This window comes from Terriglobia bacterium (assembly GCA_020072645.1).
In the GTDB taxonomy this organism is placed as follows: Bacteria; Acidobacteriota; Terriglobia; order Terriglobales; family Acidobacteriaceae; genus Angelobacter.
The window spans coordinates 22,375-44,437 of record JAIQGK010000016.1 but is presented as its reverse complement, the minus strand read 5'-3'; the positions used below and the strand labels follow the sequence as shown (position 1 = coordinate 44,437).

Annotated in this window: 14 protein-coding genes; 7 read left to right on the top strand and 7 right to left on the bottom strand. The window is 57.9% G+C overall.

All coding sequences use genetic code 11. The features are described 5' to 3' along the window. The first annotated feature begins 2 nt into the window (after nt 1-2). The 7 genes from LAO76_21925 to LAO76_21895 are packed head-to-tail and all read left to right on the top strand — an operon-like array spanning nt 3 to nt 10,274. Entirely contained in the window at nt 3-578 is a 576-nt protein-coding gene (locus LAO76_21925) for a cytochrome c family protein (protein MBZ5493585.1), read from the top strand. Between the two features lie 23 nt (nt 579-601). Then, complete coding sequence (locus LAO76_21920; protein MBZ5493584.1) at nt 602-3,637, top strand: TAT-variant-translocated molybdopterin oxidoreductase; 3,036 nt, start codon at nt 602-604, stop codon at nt 3,635-3,637. Between the two features lie 9 nt (nt 3,638-3,646). Further along, complete coding sequence (gene nrfD / locus LAO76_21915) at nt 3,647-5,098, top strand: polysulfide reductase NrfD (protein ID MBZ5493583.1); 1,452 nt, start codon at nt 3,647-3,649, stop codon at nt 5,096-5,098. Next, complete coding sequence (locus LAO76_21910; GenBank protein MBZ5493582.1) at nt 5,091-5,615, top strand: DUF3341 domain-containing protein; 525 nt, start codon at nt 5,091-5,093, stop codon at nt 5,613-5,615. Before nrfD ends, LAO76_21910 begins: the two co-directional genes overlap by 8 nt. Further along, entirely contained in the window at nt 5,612-6,202 is a 591-nt protein-coding gene (locus tag LAO76_21905) for a cytochrome c (protein MBZ5493581.1), read from the top strand. The genes LAO76_21910 and LAO76_21905 overlap by 4 nt, the downstream gene beginning before the upstream one ends. Further along, nucleotides 6,199-7,419, top strand: coding sequence for a hypothetical protein (locus tag LAO76_21900; GenBank protein ID MBZ5493580.1), 1,221 nt, complete (start codon nt 6,199-6,201; stop codon nt 7,417-7,419). The genes LAO76_21905 and LAO76_21900 overlap by 4 nt, the downstream gene beginning before the upstream one ends. Then, on the top strand, nt 7,416-10,274 hold the full coding sequence (locus LAO76_21895) for an Ig-like domain-containing protein (GenBank protein ID MBZ5493579.1): 2,859 nt from the start codon (nt 7,416-7,418) through the stop codon (nt 10,272-10,274). Before LAO76_21900 ends, LAO76_21895 begins: the two co-directional genes overlap by 4 nt. Nucleotides 10,275-10,304: 30 nt before the next feature. On the opposite strand, the gene LAO76_21890 is transcribed toward LAO76_21895, so the two are convergent. The 7 genes from LAO76_21890 to LAO76_21860 all read right to left on the bottom strand — a co-directional run bounded on the left by LAO76_21890 (nt 10,305) and on the right by LAO76_21860 (nt 21,948). Continuing rightward, nucleotides 10,305-10,640: a hypothetical protein gene (locus LAO76_21890; GenBank protein ID MBZ5493578.1), complete on the bottom strand. Its 336-nt coding sequence runs from the start codon at nt 10,638-10,640 to the stop codon at nt 10,305-10,307. A gap of 227 nt (nt 10,641-10,867) precedes the next feature. Continuing rightward, nucleotides 10,868-11,182: a hypothetical protein gene (locus LAO76_21885; protein MBZ5493577.1), complete on the bottom strand. Its 315-nt coding sequence runs from the start codon at nt 11,180-11,182 to the stop codon at nt 10,868-10,870. 491 nt (nt 11,183-11,673) lie between these two features. Then, entirely contained in the window at nt 11,674-11,880 is a 207-nt protein-coding gene (locus LAO76_21880) for a hypothetical protein (protein ID MBZ5493576.1), read from the bottom strand. Between the two features lie 335 nt (nt 11,881-12,215). After that, nucleotides 12,216-12,764 (bottom strand): hypothetical protein, encoded by a 549-nt coding sequence (locus LAO76_21875; protein MBZ5493575.1) that lies wholly within the window; start codon nt 12,762-12,764, stop codon nt 12,216-12,218. 94 nt (nt 12,765-12,858) lie between these two features. Then, nucleotides 12,859-15,984 carry a DUF4157 domain-containing protein gene (locus LAO76_21870; GenBank protein MBZ5493574.1) on the bottom strand — a complete coding sequence of 1,042 codons (3,126 nt, stop codon included), beginning with the start codon at nt 15,982-15,984 and terminating at the stop codon, nt 12,859-12,861. Nucleotides 15,985-16,292: 308 nt separating this feature from the next. After that, the gene (locus LAO76_21865; GenBank protein ID MBZ5493573.1) at nt 16,293-18,866 is read right to left on the bottom strand and encodes a DUF4157 domain-containing protein; all 2,574 of its coding nucleotides are present in this window, start codon (nt 18,864-18,866) and stop codon (nt 16,293-16,295) included. Between the two features lie 22 nt (nt 18,867-18,888). Next, nucleotides 18,889-21,948, bottom strand: coding sequence for a DUF4157 domain-containing protein (locus LAO76_21860; GenBank protein ID MBZ5493572.1), 3,060 nt, complete (start codon nt 21,946-21,948; stop codon nt 18,889-18,891). Nucleotides 21,949-22,063: the final 115 nt, after the last annotated feature.

Here is a 22,063-nt window from a genome sequence, read left to right as displayed (position 1 = left end):
CCATGCGATTGCAATTGGTGCTGATGGGGATCGTGGCTATGGTCGTTGCGGGCGGCGCCGGAGCATATCAGCTCTCGCGCATCGGCATTCATCAGGGGTACTCGCCGGAGCAGCCGATCGCTTTTCCCCACAAAGTGCATGCCGGTGACAACAAGATCCCCTGTCTCTATTGCCACTCCGCCGCACGGACGAGCCGTCATGCGGGTATTCCACCAGCAAGTGTGTGCATGAATTGCCACACGATCCTGGAGAAGCAGACCGTCGAGATTGAAAAGCTGAAAGAAGCGGTGCAGCAGCAACGGCCCATTCGATGGGTAAAGGTCCACAACCTACCCGACTTTGTCTATTTCAATCACAGCCAGCATGTCGTTTCCGGGGTGGCGTGCCAGAGCTGTCACGGGCCGGTGGAAACAATGCAGCGGATCGAACAGGTTAAGCCGCTGACCATGGGATGGTGTCTCCAGTGCCATCGCGAACACGCCAAGATGCCCACCGGGGATTTTGCACGCGCTGCACTCAGTCTTACAAAAAGGCAGAAGCCGGTGGCAGGGTTGGACTGCGCAAGCTGTCACTACTAGAGCAAGGGAAGCCGGGAGAATTCATGAGTCACTCAGAACAAACGAACGGAGACCGCCCCCCCTGCAAGGGCCCGAAAGCTGGACTTGTGCAGATCGGCGAGCCCAGGCTCACCGATTACTGGAAGAGCGTGGAAGAGCTTCACCAGGGTCCGCGCCTTACCGGCGAGTTTCCCGGCGGATTGCCGTCCGCCTCTGGCCAGCCGCCGGGAACTACGCGGCGTGATTTCCTTGCGCTAATGGGTTTCACGCTTGCCGCGGCAGGACTCTCTGGATGCCGCGCTCCAGTGCAAAATGCCATTCCGCTGCTCGTAGGGTCGGACCAGATTGTTCCTGGCGTTTCCAACTGGTATGCCACAACATGCCGCGGCTGCGCTTCTTCATGTAGCTTGCTGGTGAAGCAGCGCGACGGACGCCCGATCAAGATTGAGGGCAATGCTGAGTCGCAGATCTTTGGCGGAGGAACTTGCGCTACCGGTCAAGCCACGGTGCTCTCCCTCTATGATGATGAGCGCTTACGTGGACCGCTGTGGCACGGCGCGCCGGCCAAATGGGAAGAAATCGACTCACGCGTCACGGAATCCTTACGAGACGCGGAAGCCGCAAAGCGCGAAATCGTGCTGCTCTCAGGGACCATCACAAGCCCCTCAACGCGCGCGATCATCGACGAGTGGCGAGCGCGTTATCCCAACTTCCGTCACGTTGAGTACGACGCCATCTCCTTAAGCGCAATGCGCGCCGCCAACGAGCAATCGTTCGGCCGGGCGGTTGTGCCGCATTACGCATTCGACAAAGCCCGTGTCATCATTGGTCTGGAGGCCGATTTTCTGGGCACGTGGCTCTCTCCAGTTGAGTTTGCTCGTCAGTATGCCGCGAATCGCAAGCCTGAAGGCGCACCGTCTCTTCATATTCAGTTTGAATCCGGTATGTCAGTGACCGGCAGCAATGCCGATCTGCGGGTCGCCGTTGCGCCTTCGCAAGTCGGCGCCGTAGCCGTCTCGCTGCTGCGGCGCATTGCGCGCAAGGCCGCGCTCCCCGAGCTTAAACAGGAACGAGATCCCATCGATTCCAGAAAACTGGACGCTGTTGCCGAAGAGCTCTGGAAGCATCGCGGTGAATCTCTGGTGGTCTCCGGTACGAACGACCTGGCGGCGCAATTTGCAGTGAATGCGCTCAATAGCGCCCTGGGCAATGTTGGTAAGACCATTGATCTGTCGCGCCCCTCTTTGCAGCGCCAGGGGGACGACGCGGCAATGGCGGCGTTAGTCGAGAAGATGAATCGCGGGGACGTTCACGCTTTGTTCATGCTCGGCGTGAATCCGGCCTATGACTATCACCAGCCTGAACGCTTCCTCAGCGGCCTGGAAAAAGTTGCTCTCTCAGTTTCCTTCTCTGATCGCCGTGACGAAACCAGTTCACATGCGCACGCTGTGTGTCCGGACCACCATTTCCTTGAGGCCTGGGGAGATGCCGAGCCAGTGGAGTCGCATATCAGTCTGGCCCAGCCGCTGATTGCGCCGCTCTTTGGAACGCGCGCAGCACAGGAAAGTTTGCTGAAGTGGCTTGGGCATGAACAACCCGATTATTACGCATATCTTCGCGAGTTCTGGCAAAAAAGCATCTTCCCCCGGCAAAGAAACTTACAGGACTTCCAAAGTTTCTGGGAGCGCTCACTTCAGGATGGTGTTGTAGCTATTCCCGCCACGCCCCCCGCTGTGGCGCTCAAGTTCCACGGCGATACGAAGGCTGCGCTTGAATCGATTCTGGCAAAGCGAACCCAGGCGGCGATTCCTGACGACCGCTACGAACTTCACTTGTATGAAAGTGTGGCCTTGCGCGATGGCCGCCATGCCAATAATCCCTGGCTCCAGGAACTTCCCGATCCCATCACCAAAACAACATGGGGCAACTATGCTGCTGTTGCGCCCGCAATGGCAACGAAGCTCAATCTAAAAGATGGTGACGTTGTGCGGTTGAAGACTGAAACTGGACAAATAGAACTTCCGGTATTCATCCAGCCGGGCCAGGAGCCACGCACAATTTCCGTGGCAATGGGCTACGGGCGGTGGCAGGTTGGACGAGCAGGACAGGACGTTGGCGTGAATGCCTATCACATGGTCAGCGCCCAGAACGGCCACCGCCTCTATAGCGCAATAAATGTTCAGATAGAAAAAACTGGACGCACGGAAAAACTAGCCAGCACACAGACGCACTTTTCCATGGAAGGCCGCCCCATCGTGCTGGAGACATCGCTGGAGGAGCTGCACAAAGACACCGAAGCCGCCGGCGAGGCGCAGGCGCAACCCACGCTCTGGGCGGAACGTCTCCAGGGAGAGCATTCCTGGGGCATGGCCATTGACATGAATTCATGCACAGGCTGTTCGGCGTGCGTGGTTGCGTGCCAGGCGGAAAACAACGTTCCCGTGGTGGGCAAAGACCAGATCGAGCGCATACGCATCATGCACTGGATCCGTATTGACCGCTATTACAGCGGGACGGAAGACGATCCCGTAAGCGTTCATCAGCCGATGATGTGCCAGCATTGCCAGAACGCTCCGTGTGAAACGGTCTGTCCGGTGCTGGCCACCAGCACCAGCTCTGAGGGACTCAACCAGCAGGTTTATAACCGCTGCATCGGCACGCGCTATTGCGCAAACAATTGCCCATACAAAGTGCGCCGCTTCAATTGGTACAACTACACGGAAAATCCGCAATTCGACTTCAACATGGAGAGCCCGCTCGGGCGTATGGTTCTGAACCCTGACGTCGCGGTGCGCTCGCGCGGCGTCATGGAAAAATGCAGCATGTGCGTGCAGCGGATCCAGTTGGCCAAAAACGTCGCGCTGCAGGGAAAACGCGAACTGGTCGATGGCGAGATCCAGACCGCGTGCCAACAGGCCTGCCCGACGCAGGCAATCGTGTTTGGCGACCTCAAAGACCCCAACAGCCGGGTCTCTCAACTGCAACGAAGCCCGCGCAGTTACCGCGTGCTTGACGATGTGGGAGCGCGGCCAAATGTAGGGTACTTGAAAAAAGTCCGTAACCCCCTGGAGACCACGTAAGGAGTCCCGATGAGCACAAGCATAATTACAGCTAACGGAAAGGCGACCGCGGCCGAGCCGACCGCCCAGGTGCTTGCGCCTCCCGTCTGGGTGGATGGTAATCCGCCTTTACGGCAGATAACGGATGACATCGCAGGAGCAATGGAGGCGCGCCCAGGCAAGGGTTGGTGGATTTGCTTTGGAATTGCCTTTGCCGCGGTGCTCAACCTTGGCGGCATGATCGCCTATCTGATTGCTAAAGGCATCGGCATCTGGGGGCTGAACAACAGCGTCGGATGGGGTTTTGCCATTACCAATTTTGTTTTTTGGATCGGCATTGGACACGCCGGCACGCTGATCTCGGCCATCCTGCTCCTCTTCCGGCAGCAATGGCGAACCTCCATCAGCAGGTCAGCCGAAGCAATGACGATCTTCGCCGTGATGTGCGCCGGCATATTTCCTGGCATCCATGTCGGCCGTCCCTGGCTGGTGTACTTCATTTTTCCCTATTTCCCTAACCAGCGAGGACCGCTTTGGGTGAATTTCCGGTCTCCGCTTGTCTGGGACGTGGTAGCGATCAGCACCTACTTCACAATCTCCCTGGTTTTCTGGTATTTGGGAATGATTCCGGACCTTGCTACCCTGCGTGATCGCGCAACGGGAGGAATCAAGAAATTTATTTTCCGGCTGTTGAGCCTCGGCTGGAACGGCTCGCACCGCACCTGGTCGCGATACGAAATTGTGAGCCTGGTGCTGGCTGGCCTGGCCACGCCGCTGGTGCTGTCCGTCCATTCCATCGTCAGCATGGACTTCGCCACTTCTGTCCTGCCGGGCTGGCACACGACAATTTTCCCCCCGTACTTCGTAGCGGGCGCAATCTATTCCGGGTTCGGCATGGTTCTGACCCTGTTGATCATCACGCGCTCTACCATGAACCTTCAGCGTTATATCACTCTCCGCCACCTCGACAAGATGGCCAAGGTAACCATGCTGACGGGAATGATCGTGAGCTATGCGTACCTCACGGAATTTTTCGCCGCATGGTACGGCGGAAATCTGTATGAGCGATATCACTTCATCAATCGTGCGACCGGCCCTTATGCCTGGTGCTTCTACATGATGGTCCTCTGCAACGTGATTACTCCGCAGTTGCTGTGGATCAAGAAAGCGCGAACGAGCGTGGCCTTCCTTTTTGTCGTATCGATCATGGTCAACGTGGGCATGTGGTTTGAGCGCTTCGTGATCATCGTGGTCTCGCTCCATCGCGCATTCCTGCCTTCAGCCTGGGGCATGTTTTATCCCACCATCTTCGACATTGGTATTCTCGTGGGCAGTTTCGGTCTGTTCTTCACCTGCTTTCTTCTGTTTATCCGGCTGCTCCCGATGATCGCCATGTGGGAGATCAAAGGCGTTGTCGGCCACGGAGCGCACAAAATAGCCCTTAGCAGCGATGACCAGGAGGAGGTGGCGGTCAATGTCTAGCGGGTTCCTGATAGCGACTTTCTCTGACGCTGACACTCTTCTCGGCGCGGTCCGCGCGGCAACCGCTGAGAACTTTCGCATCTACGATGTCTTTGCTCCGTATCCCATTCACGATCTCGATCACGCCATGGGAGTGCGACGCTCACGGATACCGTGGGTCACATTTGTTGTGGGATGTTGTGCTCTCGCGCTGGCGCTCACGTTCCAGTTTTACACCACCGTGCTTGATTGGCCGCTGAACGTGGGCGGCAAGCCGGACAACTCCACCCTGGCCTTCGTGCCGATCTGCTTTGAGATCACCGTGCTGCTTTCCGGATTGGCGACCGTCGCCGCGCTCTTTCTGCGCGCCCAGCTTTATCCCGGCAAAAAGGAGCTGCTTTTCGCCGAAGGCGTGACCAACGATACATTCGCGCTCGTGCTGCGCCATCGTGGAGATGGATTCGACGTCCGTCGCGCATGGCAGGTTCTGGAGGAAAGCGGCGCCGATCGCATCCGGGAAAAAGAGGTGCAATCGTGAAGCTTTCATTTCATATCACGGCTGTGCTGACCGTCGCTTTCGGGCTTGCTGGTTGTGGCGCTAAATCAGATCGCCGCGCTTTTGAGTATATGCCGGACATGGCGCGCGGCCCGGCCTACAAGGCTTACGCTCCAAACTCCATAACGCGGGATGGACTCACGCTCCAGCGACCGGTTGCTGGAACCATCCCGCGCGGATTCCATCCTTTCCACTACGGTCCCGGGGAAGAGGAAGCGGCCCGCGCCGGACGCGAATTGGAAAACCCATATCGCGCAACGCCGCAGACATTGCAGGAGGGCAAAGAGTTGTTTCAGACCTACTGCCTCGTCTGTCACGGTGAGCAGGGCAAGGGCGATGGACCGATCTCTGGTAAGATCCCGCCTCCGCCTTCGTATCTTTCTGATCGTCTGATGCAGTTTCCTCCAGGTCGGATTTTTCACGTGATCACTCTTGGGACAGGAAAGATGCCTACGTATGCATCCCAACTCAGTGCGGATGAGCGCTGGAAGGTCGTCACTTATGTGCACGTGGTGCTGCAGGGGCATGGAGGCCAGCCACAGGCCATGAGCAATGGAGGAGGCCGATGACAGAGACAGCATCGATTCAAGTTCCCACGCGCATCCGCAATTTGGCTCTCTCACTGCTCGCGGTTGGAGTAGTCACTGCGATCTACGGTGTGATCATCGCGCCGCAACGCACATGGCCCAATCTCCTGCTCTGCGGGTTCTACATTACGTCTGCTGGTGTATCAGCCATGTTTTTTCTGGCCACGCAACGGGCCACGGGCGCGCGCTGGTCGGCCAGCCTGCGCAGGGTTCCCGAGGCATTTCTGCGCATCCTGCCGCTCGGTGCCGCGCTGATGTTGGCACTGTTCTTTGGCCGTCATGTTCTCTATTCATGGAGTAACCCGGGAGCAATGGCCGCTGAGCCGGCAATCGCGGGCAAGCTGCGCTACCTGCAGCCGTCATGGGTCTTCACGCGCATGGTAGTCGTTGTTGTTACCTGGATGGTCTTTGCCCGGCTCTTTCGCCGCGCATCGCTTCACCAGGACGCGCACCCTGAACTTGGACTGGTTTTGCATGAGAAGATGACGCGCTACGCGGTGGCATTCGTCCCTGTATTCGCTTTGACTCTTACACTGGCCGCTTATGACTGGCTCATCTCCATGGACCCGAGATGGTTCAGCACCATGTATGCCGTCTATATCTTTGCGGGGACATTTGTCCAGGGAATCGCCGCCATTACGCTGGCAGTTGTTCTTTTAAAAGAACACGGTTTCATGAAGAACTCAGTAAGCGATCATCAGCTTCATGATCTCGGCAAAATGCTTTTCGCCTTCAGCACCTTCTGGGCCTATATATGGGTGTGCCAATACCTTTTGATCTGGTACGGAAACATTCCGGAAGAAGTGAGCCACTACATCACGCGCACGTCCGGTCCCTGGCTATACCTGTTTGCGCTCAACCTGCTGGTGAATTGGGTTATTCCTTTTCTTGCATTGATTTCAGTTCGGGCAAAGTGCACCGGCAAAGTGCTTAAGCCAATCGCTGTACTGCTTCTGTGCGGTCACTGGCTGGATCTTTATTTGCTAGTCATGCCATCGGTCTGGCAATCCCCAAGAATCGGGTTCACTGAGATTGCCATCGCTGGGGGATGCATCGCGCTTCTCTTTCTTGTATTTGTGCGGACCCTCAACCAAGCATCGTTCGTGCCGTTGAACGACCCGATTCTGGCGTTTGAGCGGTTGCATGGCACGATCCATCAGAAACCGGAGCAGCGCAAACTTCGTGGAGTCGAGCAATGATGAACGGAAACGGGAAGTCGCTGAAACTAGCAGCGCTCTTTGCCACCACAGTGGCCACGAGCGCGCTGATCTACTACCAACCGGACCAGCGCAAGCTGAACGATATTCCCAACCGTCTTCCTGAAGCGGCGCCTTACGTGCTTGCTGAGGCGCAGGCGTTTCCGCCACCCTACCACGATCACTGGGAGCAGGAAGACAGCCCGGGGCAATGCCAGACTTGTCATCAAAAAATCTTCGATGAATGGAACGGCTCCATGATGTCGAACTCCTGGCGCGATCCAGTCTGGCGCGCCGCCTTTTTTGCACTTGCCAAAGCCACCTCAGCGCATGGCGAATGCGATACGCCGGAACCGCCGGATGGCACGGCCAAGGCCGCTCACAATCCTTTTGCCAACAAGGGCGAGTGCTCCTCTACCTTTGATATTGGAACGGGCAAGTACACGGTCTCGCGTTCAGGCTCGCTGCTGGATGCTTTCTGCTCACGCTGCCACATGCCCACCGACTATGTCGATAACGTTCCGCTGAGGACCGTGGCCCTGGACCCGCTCACACACCTGGAGAGCGCTCCCGTCGATCCCAATTTCAATCCCACTTCTGACAATGGTACTGGCATAGCTTTTGCCATGCTGGCAGCTCAGTATCGCAACACCGATTCCGGCAAAAGCGGGATCATCTGTGCGGTCTGCCATTCCAACGCCGAGACGCGCGATACGCCTTTCCATAATTATGTTCAAAGCGCGAGCGCCTATTCCCCCGCCACAGGCGTGAAGCCGCGAAACGAACTGCTGGCCGGCGCGCAGCAGGATACCTTCAACGTTCCCGATCCCGCGAAGCAGAACCTTGGATACAGCATCGGCGCGGGCTCTTACCGGCTCTCGCCCCATGCCATCGGTACGGCTGAACGCTTTGGGCCTCTCGCCGCCACTCAGCCGCCCACGGAAAAAGACACCTACACCAGCGAGATCTTTGGCCGAGACATTGCTTACCAGAAAATGGCCAGCAATCCCGCAAAGCACAAGGGATACCACCAGGCAATGTTTGTGCGCGCCGAGATGTGCGCCGCATGCCATGACGTTACCAACGCCCTGCCCATCAAGAATCCCATCGGCAAATGGGTAGGAGGATTCCCCATTGAGCGCACCTATACTGAGTGGGCCAACAGCGCTTATGCTGACCGTCCCGGCAATGCCAATTTCGATCCCAAATTCAAGCGCGATTGCCAGAGCTGCCACATGCAGCAGGACTATGGCCAGCCCGGTACGGCGCAGACCTTATATAAAGACGGATCGCCGCTGCCTCCGCCAGTGGACCGCGTGGTGAATGAAGGCGGCACGCCGCATCCTTTCTTTACACATCATTTTGTGGGCGGCAACGCTTACGTTCCGGGATTGATTGGAAAAGACGTGGACCAGAGCGGAAACGTCGCTCCCTATCCAGAGCTATCTGCGTTCAGCTTCTCTTCTGCAGACGAGAAAAGCCCCTATTCGCGCGGCTTTTGGACACACGTGGAGCGCAAGGGCGCGTACTCACAGCAGGCCCGGCTTGCCTGGGACCGTTTGCGGCACGTGCTCAGTATGGATTTGCGCGGGCCCGCATCAGCCCCGGCCAACACTTCTGTACCACTTTCAATCACTGTTGCCAATACTGGAAGCGGCCATGACTTTCCTACCGGATTTCCTGAAGGGCGCACGGCCTGGCTGGCACTCCATGCTTATGATCTGGCCAGCGGCAAAGAACTGCCAATTCAGGATAATGTGTGGAAGCGCGTCTCTATCGGTGTTGGGAACCTCACAACCGAGGAGATTATCGATCCCAACTTTCCCGGCTGCAATTGGAAGATACCCGCCGGCTCCGCTGATCCCTATTCCATGCAGTTCAAGGCAGTAGCTTCGCTGGGCGACGGCTGCCCCACGCTGGATTTGCCATACGCGACACCGCTGAACCTGGTAACCAACAATAAAGGCCTGCCCATTGACCAGGACGGCCACGTCATTGACCAGAACAATTCACGAGCTCTGCCGCAATTCAAGGATGTCGATGGCAATGGCGACCTGTTCGACGATTCCTTCCTGCGCGATACGCGCTTCAAGCCCAGAGGGCGTCCTGAATTCGAGAAGAAGATTGATCGTTACGCAGTCGTGATCCCGCCCGGTACCAAGGGCCCTGTTGCCGTGAGCGCGACCGTCTACTACCAATCGGTAGAAGCGGTAGTTGCCCTGCACTTCCTGGGTAATCTGGCGGACAGCAATGGCAATTTTGTGCTGGAGCCCTGTGTGCTTGGCGCCCTGTGTGATGGACGCAAGCCTGCCACCGAGCCTCCCGTGGTTGAAGGTGCGCCCCCAGTTCCTATGGTGGTGCGCAACTGGGTAATCTCAGTGGACGGCGCGCCGGCCGATGAGGCATTGCGTGTGGCTACTTATCCTAATTCGGGCGAGCGCAATGCCTATCAAGATACCGTGGTCAAAGTTTTCTTCTCCCAGCCAGTTCGGGGCGTGGACAACCGCAGCTTCATTCTTACCGATTCTCACGGAATGCAAGTGCCAGCGTGGGTTGACCAGATTGGCGATGGAGCCTGGGGGCTTTTCCCCAACTCAGTAATGCTGAAAGCCGGCGAAAGTTATACTGCTCGGTTGAAAGCAGGAGTCTGCGGTCTTGCGCATGATTGCACGACCCGGGATACGGTCTGGCAGTTCTCAGTCACCAAGGACGCAGGCCAGGGAACAGGCGATACCAGTATTCCCACGGGCTTTACGGTGCCCACGATCCGCGGAAATACTTTGGCTGCTTCCAGCAAACGTGCGCGCACACGTGGCATAAAACAAACGGCGAGCACGCAAGCGCTCGCCCGAGAATAGCTGAACCTTGGCTTGTGGCCAGATCGCCGTTTATGCCACGTTGCTGAGCGAGGCCGTGCGCACCTGATCGGGCTCACTGACCTCAATGGTATCCTGGCGCTGGTTCTGCGCCAACGCATTGTGCGCAAGCGCCCCAAGCGCCCCGACAACGAAGCCGAAGGCGGCGCAAAGAACTGGCGCGATAACCGCAAGAACCATACCCTTATCGACGCTTGTGGAAGGTATGATCTGCGCCGGGGCATTGCTCCAGCACAGCAACAGGAATGAAAAGATTGGAACAAACAGCATTGCCGCGCCTCCGTGGAGCGCGCCGGAAACTAAGGCCACAGAGAACACGTTGATTGACGCAGGTCTTGACATCGCCATTTTCTTTCTCCTCGATCAAATAGATACTGTTGAATAAGCAATCCATGGTTTCGATACCGGTGAAAAGGCGATTTCAGCGCCATTTCACCAGGCTTCCATAAAAACAAAACGACCCAGAGAATATTTCCATCTCTGGGCCGAATCTTCCGTCGATGCCGAAGAACGATCTTCGGCAAACGAAAATCAGGGCCTTAAGCAGTTCGATAGCGCCGAACCGCCAAGCAGGTTTACGGACGGCGGTATGTCTTCTTTGCTACCGCCTCAACGCAGACAATTTCGCCTTTGCGAAACTGGATAGTGATTGAACCAGGACATTTTCGCGTCTGCATGAAATCAGACAGCGCGACGAACAATTCCTGGGGTATATGTAATGTTGTTCCGCTGGGTGACGTCGCAAGGTAGGCCGGCTCGGGACCAGGTTCCTGCTCCTCTTCCTCCTTCAATCGTCTTGTAGTATCCAGAGAATTTTCATTGTGCGCGGAGTCACCGTTTGTGGAGAATCGGGCAGCACTGCCTGCAAAGTAGATTCTGGAATCGGACATATAAACCTGCACTCCTCGTTCTCGAAGTCTGTCTGAACCTCTGGTTTCACCGAAACGAAGCAACCGAATCCTCCGCGCAAAGGGCGGGTGCTCAGTAACAGCGGAGTGCATGGCGATGAGATTGGCGGCGACAACATGGAAGATCCAAGGCAAAGGCGTGCGGCTTTCTTTGCGAGATTACTCCAGGCGGGCGGCGTGTCAACATACGTGGTAGTTGCAAAATGCAGGCGGCAAGGGGGTTCCGTCTCATTTTCGTTTACTCCTGGGCTTTATGCCCTGTGCGGAATGATTGGTTTGGATAAAACCCTTTTCAGTTCTCCGAAAAAGCGTCGCAAAAAACAAAGGCTCAGAGAGGTTTTATCTCTGAGCCAAATTTCTCGTCTGCTCCGGAAAATCCGGGAAACAAAAATCGGGGCTCGTCCACTTCTTTGGCGCATTAACTTCCTAGTAAAAGCAGTAAAAGAGTATGCAATGCTCCTTTTTTTGATTGATCACTTATATGTTTTCTTGATCACCGCTTCCAGTCCAGCAACTCCCCCATTCCGAAACTGCATGATCACGGAACCGGTCTGCTTGTCCCCTTTACTGAAATCCCACAAGAGAATGAACAACTCCTTGGGAATCTCAATCTTATTTCCGTCAGGACTGACAACCAGATACTGTTGAGGACTTGGCTGAAATGAGACGACTGTAGGCACTTCCGCCTCCGTGCTATTTCTTGAACAATCCGTTTTGAGAGAAAAGGTTTAGTCCCCTGGAAAAGCTCCCTATCCCCTCGCTTGAGCCAGCAAGCTGCAACGAGAATTGCTCTTTTGGCGCAAAAATCGCTGCCCCCATACCGCGGGAACCTTATATCGGGCAAGATTATCTCTTTTAGGACTAAATAAATATAAACATTTCTGAATAATTCCGGTTTTCCGGAATCCGTATCTACTGGTCCCTATTGAGTTAACAAGAAGTCCAGATCCAGCTTCTCTCGTTCAGGACGGAGGAATTGTGTCATACGTGATGATATTTGCTTATCTGGCCAAATTCACTCTTGTACTGTAACGCTTACCAGCCCCACTAGCTGCGGCGCAAACGCTCTCAATATTGCCGGTACTCCGACAAGAAATGGCGCGGTAAACACTTCAACCTCAACCCTGCCGGTGCTCGGAGCAAATCGCAACCGGGGCTCCCCACTGGTGAGCACAAAGCGCGATCCTTCCCTTTCCACGCCCAGCCCTGACACCGAATATGCCAGAGGCGGCATACCTTCAGCTTTGGCACTGCCTGAAACGGAAAAGTTAAACAGTTGATCGGCCCTGCGCTCTAGCAGCACGCCCACATTCTCATACTCACCCGCGGAGCCCAATGTTATCGAATGATCAAGCCGCAGCTCCACTAGGTCGTCATTGGCCGTTATGAGCATCGCGGTTTGTCCATTGATACTCTCCAACGCGGCGGCAACTTCCGGCCGCTTCGACGCCACAACCTGAAAATGATAATCCGACATGGTCCTCTGCAGCACCGTCCGGCTGCCCTGCGGAAGTCCAAAAATCTCCTGCGCCCCCGGAGTTCCGCCGCCTTGTTGATCCTCCACCTGACCTCCAATGGACGCAAATTCCATGCGTCCTTACTTCGAGATTATCTTCTTTTATGTTTCCCATAGATTCCCGAAACTCACATTTCGAGTTCTAAGGCGGCGTGTCCACTACATTTTTCCACTGCTGGAACATGGTTTGCGAGATGCGTCCAGTGAAATAAGCCTGCATTACTGCGTCACGGCCCACGCCTGGCAGCGCCATCAATCTCTGCACCTTCCGGTAGTATTGCGCGTAGCCTGACATGATGCCGCCGGACCCGGCCGCTGAAGGCGGAATCTGGGCTGGGGTGCGGCTGGAGATGTTGACGAACTCCGCCATGCCTTCTTCGAACGGTTTCCAGTACTGCATCCAGTCCGTGCCGAATTGTGTGATGAAGGCCTGTCGCGTTGTCTCTCTTCCGGCCAGCAGGTGCACGGTTTCATGGCGCGCCGTATCCTGGCCTTCAGGCGTGGTAAGGTCCACATGGGACGAAAGATAGAATTTGTCTTCATCCGGAAAATAGAACGCCGGTTCCAGCGTTGAGAGCATTGCCCCCTGAAACCATACGGCAGCGACCATTTCTGCGTTGGTCACGCGCGCTCCTGGCGCTGCCGTTATCCCCACTGCAGGATCTGCCCAGATTGCCCGCACATCGGTATTGAGCCGGGCCGGCGGGGTATTCAGAAAGCGGTCCGCACCCGCCCAGCGTTCCAGCTGATAACGCTTTCCGGCAAAGTCTCCAATAGAGTCAACAATGCGCGCGCGACCGGCCAGTGTGGCGGTGGTACCGCCGGGTGCGGTTGGCAATCCGCGCCCGCCAGCGGCAGTTCCGGTCACCAGCGAGCGGACATTGAATGTTGAAAGCAACTGGCTCAGGTTTCTATCAAGAATCTGCAATTCAGCCGCGGTTGCGTCTCTGCCTGCAGGCCTGTGATCAGTCTCATAATCGTAGGTCAGGTTTTTTAAGTTGTGCAGGAAGCGAATTACCTGGCGGGCGCGCGCGTAATCGTCGTAAGTGGGATCGGTTGCTGGCGGCGTGGAACCAGCAGGAGCCACGAGCCGCAATGGATCCTCATGAGCGAGATTCCACGGCGTCATGGTCGCCAACTGCGAGAGAGATACTGGAAACGCCAGACCACCATAAACAATCTCCGCGTCCGTCGGTCCGGCTTGCCGATCAAATTGATCCCGGCCCCCAGCGGGCAGGCCGCGCCTGCTGCGGTATGACTCGGCAATCTCGTGATGCATTTCCTCGGTGCCGTGCAAGGGCGTCTTCTGCAGCACTGGCGGCACGGTTGGAGTTACCGTGGAACTTGAACTGGGATTTGGCACGCCCTGTGGCACGCCTTTAGTCGAGGGCGCTCCGGTCGGGGATGGCGCGGCGGGTGGGTTGAGCTGGATAAATGTCGCAGCAGCCATGGGAAATTGCGCATACGAATCTGCATTGTGCAAAGGATCGCTTCCCGGATAGCCCGGCTGCCACCAATACTTCTCTGATCCAACGCGTAGTGAACCAATGCCCGTGCAGTGTACAACTTCGTGCAATACAGTCTTCTCGTTGGGGACCAGCGGCGCACTGCCCTCGATACACAAATTCACCAGTGTCTGCCCTGGCGAACTCGTCCCGGTAATATTTGGAGGGCATCCCGGACCGCCGCGCGGTGTACATATCCATCCATGACGCTCCAGTGTGAGCTCGCTCAGAATCAGGCGATAGTTGGCCGCGATCCGTGCCCGGTTTGCCGGTCCTGCCGGGCCGAAATTGGCGATCAAGGGAGGATCCAGGTTCGCATTGGAACCCAGCAGCATGATGGCGTTACCAACCAGCCTTCGCACGTTCGTCAGATGCGCCGTAATTTCTGCGATGGCCGATGCCGAACACGGAGTGCCGGCAGCAGGCACCGGACCGCCGCCGGGGGTCGCAGTTCCTGGCCCTACCGGAAATGTTACTTCCCGGCGCGGGATTCTTTGCTGCTCAGAAGCGCCCGGCGTCATGCGCGGATCAAAGTAGGTGGCATCCACTCGGTTTCCGGTGATCGTCTGGTTGATGCGGAACGGCGTGTTCGTCTCCAGCCCGCGCAGCATTTCCGCGAGCGTAACGCCTGAACCGCTCTGTAGCGCGACATCAACATCTACTTCAAGAAAAGGATCAGCCGCCACCCGAGGCACACGCTGCTTGATCAGATCCATCGCTCTGCGTCGCAGCACGTCATTGGCAAATGGCAGCGGTGTAGCCAGCAGATCATCGAGGTTGGTAGGCGCGGGCGCAGTGGGCGCTCCCGGAGTGACCGGCGCCACGGCTGCGGGAAAGGTCGCAGTCGTTCTGTCGTTCGCTGATACGGCATTCACGATGCCTTCTGAAACCAGTTCATCGGCCGTCCATGTAAATGATCCGATATCGCCGGTATTGATCGTGATGGTGACACCGCCGCCGGATGCGGCGGTTTCCACGCGAACGCCCCGCACTACGGTTCCGCCAGGAGTAGTCGCACCGGATTGCAGCGTGTAAGTGCGCGTCGCCGAGATGGCGCGCTGCACATAATCGGTCACCGTGGCGGATGAAGCCGCGGTTCCCGGAGTAGGATTTCCGAGCGCCAGAGTTCCGCCTGTGGCCGTTGCGGGGCGTCCCGTCAGCCGCGTCAACGCATTCAGAAGCAACGCCGCCGCCGGATCTGTGGGACTAATGCTCACACTCCGGTGCATATGCCCGGCCGGAGCAGCCAGTCTGCGTCCCGCTACCCATTGCCCAGCCATCACACGATGGGCCAGCGCATCGGCTTCCCGCTCCGCCGCTGAATGCTCGCTGGCAATCACGGGAGCAGAAGAACTCGCGGCAAGCGTGCCCGGGCCGCCCCACTGTTGTTGCTGCACTACGTGCGTCAGTTCGTGGGCCAGCAGCTGTTTGCCGGCTGCACTTTCGGGCGAGTACTGTCCTGAAGCGAAAACAATATCGCGGCCCACGGTGTAGGCCAGCGCACTCACGGAGCGCGCCGACTCCGCAGCGCGGGAATCGGTATGGATGCGCACACCGCTAAAGTCGCTTCCTAAACGCGGCTCCATGAAACCACGGGTCGCATGATCCAGAGGACGTCCGGGAGAATTCAACACTTCATGGACAACAGGCGGCGCAGTTGCCGGTCCAGCGCCGGCTTCCTGCCTTTGCAGGTTGCGTACCCGCTCTTCTTCATCTTCTTCTTTGCACTGTGCGCATTTGCGTTGCAGCACTGCTCCTGACATTAACCGTTCTGCCGCTTGATCAGCCTCGCGTTCGTGAGGGTCATGGGTTTGGCCGATGGGCAGGGATCGGCTCTTGCAGGCATCACAGGTCCCCCCGCAGGAACATTTGCGTTGAAGGTAACGCAACACAGCCTGATTGCCGGCAGCGCGCTGCATGCGCAACAACGGCGGCTGTGGCGCGGCCTGCGGTGCAACAACCGGCGCAACCTGCGGTTCTTCGGTACGGGTTTGATCTTTAATCTTCACGTTTCATAATCACGGGGACTTCTTATGATTCTCAATCTTCCAAATCACATGATCTGCTGATCTCAAAACTTCCACCCCTTCAACATCCTGACCAAAGGAGCAATCAATCCTTCCCGCACTATGGTCCGCCCGCGCTGGTGCCCCCAGAGCCATATCGCAATCGCCGGGGAGACTGTGTAATAACTCCGCACGAACCAGCGTCCTGCGCCGCTCTTCATCAGCACCTGATCGCGGAATTTGCGAAGGACATCGAGTTCCGGGGCGCGCGATGTTCCGTAACAGGCCGTGGCGATGAAACACGCCGAGTCGCTTAAGCATGCTCCCAGGTCGGGTTCCTTTTCATACTCTTTGGCGATTTCCGACGCCCGGGGCGCCTCGAATGAAAATGACACCAGTTGCTGCCATAAAGGATTGTTGCCGATAAAAGATTTGTCTCGTCCACCGGCGCCGCATGATTCACAACGGGTGAGCGCACCCACCGAATCCTTCTGCGGCTTGTCACTAACCGAGACGCTCGCCAGATCAACGTCATAGAATTCCAGATCAAAGAGCGATTCCGGCGGAGTCTCCGTAAAAAGCTGGAAGCGCCCCGATGTGTCTTCAAAGGTGACGTTGATACTGACATTCACATAGGCAGTCTTGCCTGCCTTTTCCATCTGGCGCAGCTTGCCCAGCCAGCAGGATTTCACGATGCGCCCGATCTGCTTGGCTTTGTAAGCATCGAACTTTTTCCTGATCTGTTCTTCCATGCGCTTGCGGCGCGAGTTTTCCAGATCAAGAATCATCTGATTGAGCTGGGCCTGTAATTTATTGAGCTTGGGCACGACGACCAATTCCCAAACCACCACCGACACCAGCATAGCTATATCCACGGCGATGTTGCCCAGGCCGGCAAGCACGCGCGAGCTGACTGCGCCTTCTTCGGCAGCAGCCAGACCAACACTCGATTTGGGTGATAGCTTGCCTTCGGGCAACTCCACTTTCGGCGTCAGCTTGCCTTCCCCAAGTCCTTCCAGCAGAGGATTTGCACCCGTGCCTTCCGGTAACTTCGGCGCGGGCGGCGGCGGCGTGTTGATCGAGCCCGTGCCCTTGGATTTGCCCAGATCACCGAAACTTTCGATATCCGTCGCCAGCGGCTTCGGGACTCCGGAAGATTTCAGAGTCTCGGGCGGCGAACCGGGAGGCTTACCCACATCCGCAGGTCCGGTCGGCGGACGTCCGATGGTGGAAGGAATCTGCGAACTACGGTATGTGCCTGCCGCTTCCGGATCAACCACTGTCAGCTTCGACCCCGGCGGCAGCGCCGTGCTGATATTGGGCGTCGCCGGACGCGCCTTACCCAGTCCGCTCCAGTCGCCCTTGATCGGGTCCCAGGCGCGCGTGGCATCGCATGCGCCTTCGCATGGCATCTCTTCAATCAGCAGCGTTGCATCGGTAATGTTCTGTTCGTGCATCACGGCAGCGGCGTGGCCTTCCACATGCATCGCGATATTGCCCTGATGCGGCCCACCCTGTGTGAAAGCCTCGCCTGGACCCCGAGGCACATTCCCACGCTGTGTTCCTCCGTACGGTCCCCCCTCTTCACCGCTTTTGAGTGGGTATTCCTTGCCCGTTTTTTCGTCGATCAGAATGCCGACGATGCTCGGCTTTCCGGTCGTGGGCCGTTCAGGAAGATTGAAGAACTTGCGTGTCGCCTTGATCTTCACCCACTCGGCTTCGGTCAGCCCGGTGGCGCGCAGCTTCGGAGGGGCAGGAAACCCACGCCTCAACGCAGGCCCGCCATGAGAAAAGCCGCCCATGGTTCGCGCTCCCGGAGAGATTGCATAATTGGCTGCGGCGCCCGCTTCGCGCTCTGCGGGGTCATCGGCACGCCCTACTTCAAGTGCCTTCGCGTTTGTTTCCGCCGCGTTCCCTTGCTGCACGGTATGCGTGAGTTCGTGCGCGAGCAGATGGCGTCCCGCTTCGGTTTCCGGCGCATAGCGTCCTGAGGCAAATGCGATATCAGAACCAACTGTAAATGCCGCCGCCGAAACATCGCGCACCGCCCGGTCAGCCGCAGCACCCGTATGGATGCGCACACCACTGAAGTCGTGCCCAAAGCGCGGCTCCATGAAGCTGCGCGCGGAAGAATCCATTGGCCGTCCCGGTGAGCGCAGAACTTCATGCACGCTATCTGGCGCGGTCACCGGACCGGCGCCGGTTTCGCTTCTCTGCACTTTCTTCTGCTCTTCCTCTTCTTCACATTGCGAACACTTGCGCTGTACCGCAAGCGAACCGTCTTGAGACACGTGGCGCTGAAGCTTTTTCTGATTTTCCTCCTCTTCACACGCCGCACATTTGCGTTGAAGCCGCGTGCCCGTGGAAAAGCTTTTGCTGACCGGAGTTTCCGGAGCGCGCATTACCTGGTCGGCAACGCTGTCAGCCTCGCGCTCAAAACGGTCGCCGGGTTCATTGATGGCGAGTGGTTCCGCGTTGTGCGACGGGGCTTTCTGATCGAGCAGGCGCATCATGGCCTGGTTGCCTAAAGCCCGCTGAAGATGCGGAACAAATCCTTGCTCTTTGGGCGCGGGTCTGGGCGGCAGCATCTGCCCATGCGGCTGGCTGTCTTTCTTCGTCGATTGGTCACGTTGCTTCAAAGATTTCATCTCAGCGGTGTGTCTAAGGAGCAGCGTCTGCCGCCGTATGCTCCGCCAGGCTCGCCGCCGGCGCTGCTCCAATGTCGCGCCGGTAGATCGCCAGGGCCAGTTCCGCATACCCCCACGCTTTTTCCGGGTGACGCAGAATTGAAGCGCCGAACGATAGAGTGACGATCACGTGGGCCGCCTTCGCTCGATCGTCCCCGGACGCGATGCTGAAGAAAGCCGGGCAGATGCGCGGATTGCTCGATCCCCCCAGTCTCCGCGCCGTCACCGAGCCGCTGCGGTAAATGCGCTGGTTGTCAAACGCCAGCGCATTGGCAGGACACAGTCGCGCCGCCGGACACGTGAACGTATGCCCGATATACCATAGGGTGCCTTCCGATTGGAGGTTTCCGAAATCCGTCAGCATCGTCCGCAAGTCCGCATCCGAAGGTGGGCCGAGATGTGTATCGATGAGCGTCCGCAGCCACGGATCGATCGCCTGTCCTGCATCGAGCGAATTCTGTGCGTCCTCCAGATAACTCCACGCGCGTCTGTGCGCCGATTGCGCGAGCGCCATGGCATCGAGCCACGGAGCGCTGTCCGCGCATCCCGTCACTGTGTCGCTCGGAATACTTGCTCTCGGGATCCCGGCCAGCGCCTCGACGAGCTGCGCGTAACTCTCTGCGTTGTTGAGCGCCTCTTCGGTGGTCATACGCAACATCAGCCGCTCGCCGGAATACGCGCGGTCGATCGGAGCTCCTGCCCCGGCCGGATGCCGTGTTCCCAGCCCCGGAATCACCGCATGCGCCACCTCATGCAGCATTGTCGCCGCATTGCTGTCCACGTCCGGCGAAAAACGGCAGAACGCAAATTCATAAAGATGCGGCATCTGCCCCAGCGTGCTTGTGGTGGTACAAATGGAATGATCGCCGGGACTGTGGATATGGGCAAAAAGTTGTCCGCGGCCTTCGATGTTGTCGAGCATCAGCTGCATTCGCCCGCGCAGAAGCTGCCCATATCCAGCGTCGCGCGTATGGAACAGCTCATTCACGCGGTCCGCGACGTCGATCGGCTGAGCCGGCGCCTGAAGCCACACGTCCATGCGGGCGAGTGCGGCGCGCAGCTGCGTAGCTCCGCGAGTCATCGTCTGCTCGGCCTGGTCGATCTGGGCCAGCGCGGCATCGGCCAGCGCGGGCACTGGGCCGGTCGCCCATGTGCGCGCCGGATCGGTCACAAACGACGGATTGCGCCCCACAGCATTGTTGATGGCCGCGCGCGCCCGTGCCGGCATGCCCGGCTGCGCCAGATTCAGGCTCGGCACCACGTTTGTCAGCACAGCTGTCAGGTCGGCCTCCTGGCTCTGCAACGCGGCAGTGTAAGCCGGCTGGCCCGTCATCACGGTTTCTCGCATCGGGCTCGCCTCCATCCAAAGCACCAAGCTCTCGCCGTAAGCGACCTGCTCTTCGTGTTCCGCTGCCTGGTCGTTCCGGCTGACCGCCAGCGCCTCGTCGAACGATTGCCTCACTTCGCTCAGAAAATGGAAGTAGGTATCCCGGAGCCGCCCCCGCAAAGGATGGCCCCATTCCAGCACATTGCTTTGGGCCTGATAGAGCCGCTGCCCATTCTGGAGCACTCTCCGAACGGCCGCCTGGTTTAGAATTCGATGGGCGCGCCGGCTGCCATCCGCGATGCCGCCGCCCGCCGCGGAAACTTCGAAGCGCGCCCGAATCCGGTCGAGACGCAAGTTCTCGCGCATCAAATCGAGGAAGTGCACGGCACCCCGCACCGACTCAGCCCCCTCTTCGTGCAATATGTCTGAATCCGAGAACGTAAACAACCGCCACGGCACTGTCGTCTCGCCGATCATCCAGAACTCGGCCGCCCCGTGCGCTTTAAGTTCCACCAGCGCGGCATGTACGCAGTTGGTGTCTCGTACCACATCGTCGGCAAAATGCGTATAAAACGGATAGACCGGATGGAAATCGTATCTGTCCTTAAACCAGAGATGGATCGTTCCCTCGATCTCATCGAGTTCAAAATCCATGCGGTCAATTGCCCCGAACGAGAACCGGAAATCTTCGTCCTCGGGCCCGTAAAACTCCTGAGGGACCCTCAGGAAGCCGCGCTTGATGCCGTGGCGCGCCACCGCGAAGTTCCTGCGGAAATGCTCGCTCGTCCGCACAAACCTGCGCAGGTTGTCGTTCTCCGGAAAGTCCTGCCCGTGCCCGGTCAGATACCAACGGAGATGCCGCAGAGCGGTCGGCTTGTCTCCGAATTTCCACTGGATCGCGGCATCCACTACTTCGCGCGGCGAAGATGTGCGGCAAGCCCAGTTCTCCTTCCACCCACTGTTCGGATGGTGCTGAACGTCGCTCCATCTCCCGCTCGGCTGGTGATTGTGCATCGATCCGGGCGTAAACAATGTGGTGGACGCTCCCGTCGTCGAAGTCTCTCTCTGTAGCAAAGGTTGTGGAAGCGCAGAGATCGCCACCGCACCACCTTCGATCTGCCGCTGTAACACCGGGGCTCTCTGTTTCTGCGCAGGGGGATTTTCCTCGTTCTGCATCATCGGGCTTTGTTCTGTCTTTTCTGCGGGACTCTCCTTTCTCTGCGGCAGCGGAGTCTCCTGCTTCATGGCTGGCGGAACCGCACCCTGCTGCACCACGTGCGTCAACTCATGCGCCAACAGCTTCTGCCCTGCCGGAAGATTGGGCACATACTGGCCCGCGCCAAACACAATATCGCGGCCCACGGTGTAAGCCAGCGCATTCACCGATCGGGCCGACTCGGCGGCCCGCTCATCGGCATGAATGCGCACACTGCTGAAATCGTGGCCGAATCGCGGCTCCATGAAGCTGCGCGTCGTGCCATCCAGCGGCCTACCCAGCGCACCCAGCACTTGATGGACAATCGGCGGCGCTGCTCCCGGCCCGGCGCCCGTGTCCAGCCTCTGCAGTTTACGTCTACGTTCTTCCTCTTCTTCCTCGCACTGCGCACATTTGCGCTGAAGCCCGGAAAGCCCCGGCGCGGTTTCGGATTTTTGACGCTGCAGGGTCTTCTGTTCTTCTTCTTCGCAGTGCGAACACTTGCGCTGCATGGAAACCTGAAGCGCACGTTCCGATGGCTGACATTGCAGCTTGTTCTCGTTGTCGGTTGAAGACACGCTCTTGCCAGATCCGTTGAAAACGGCAGCCGGCGTCCGCATTACGTAT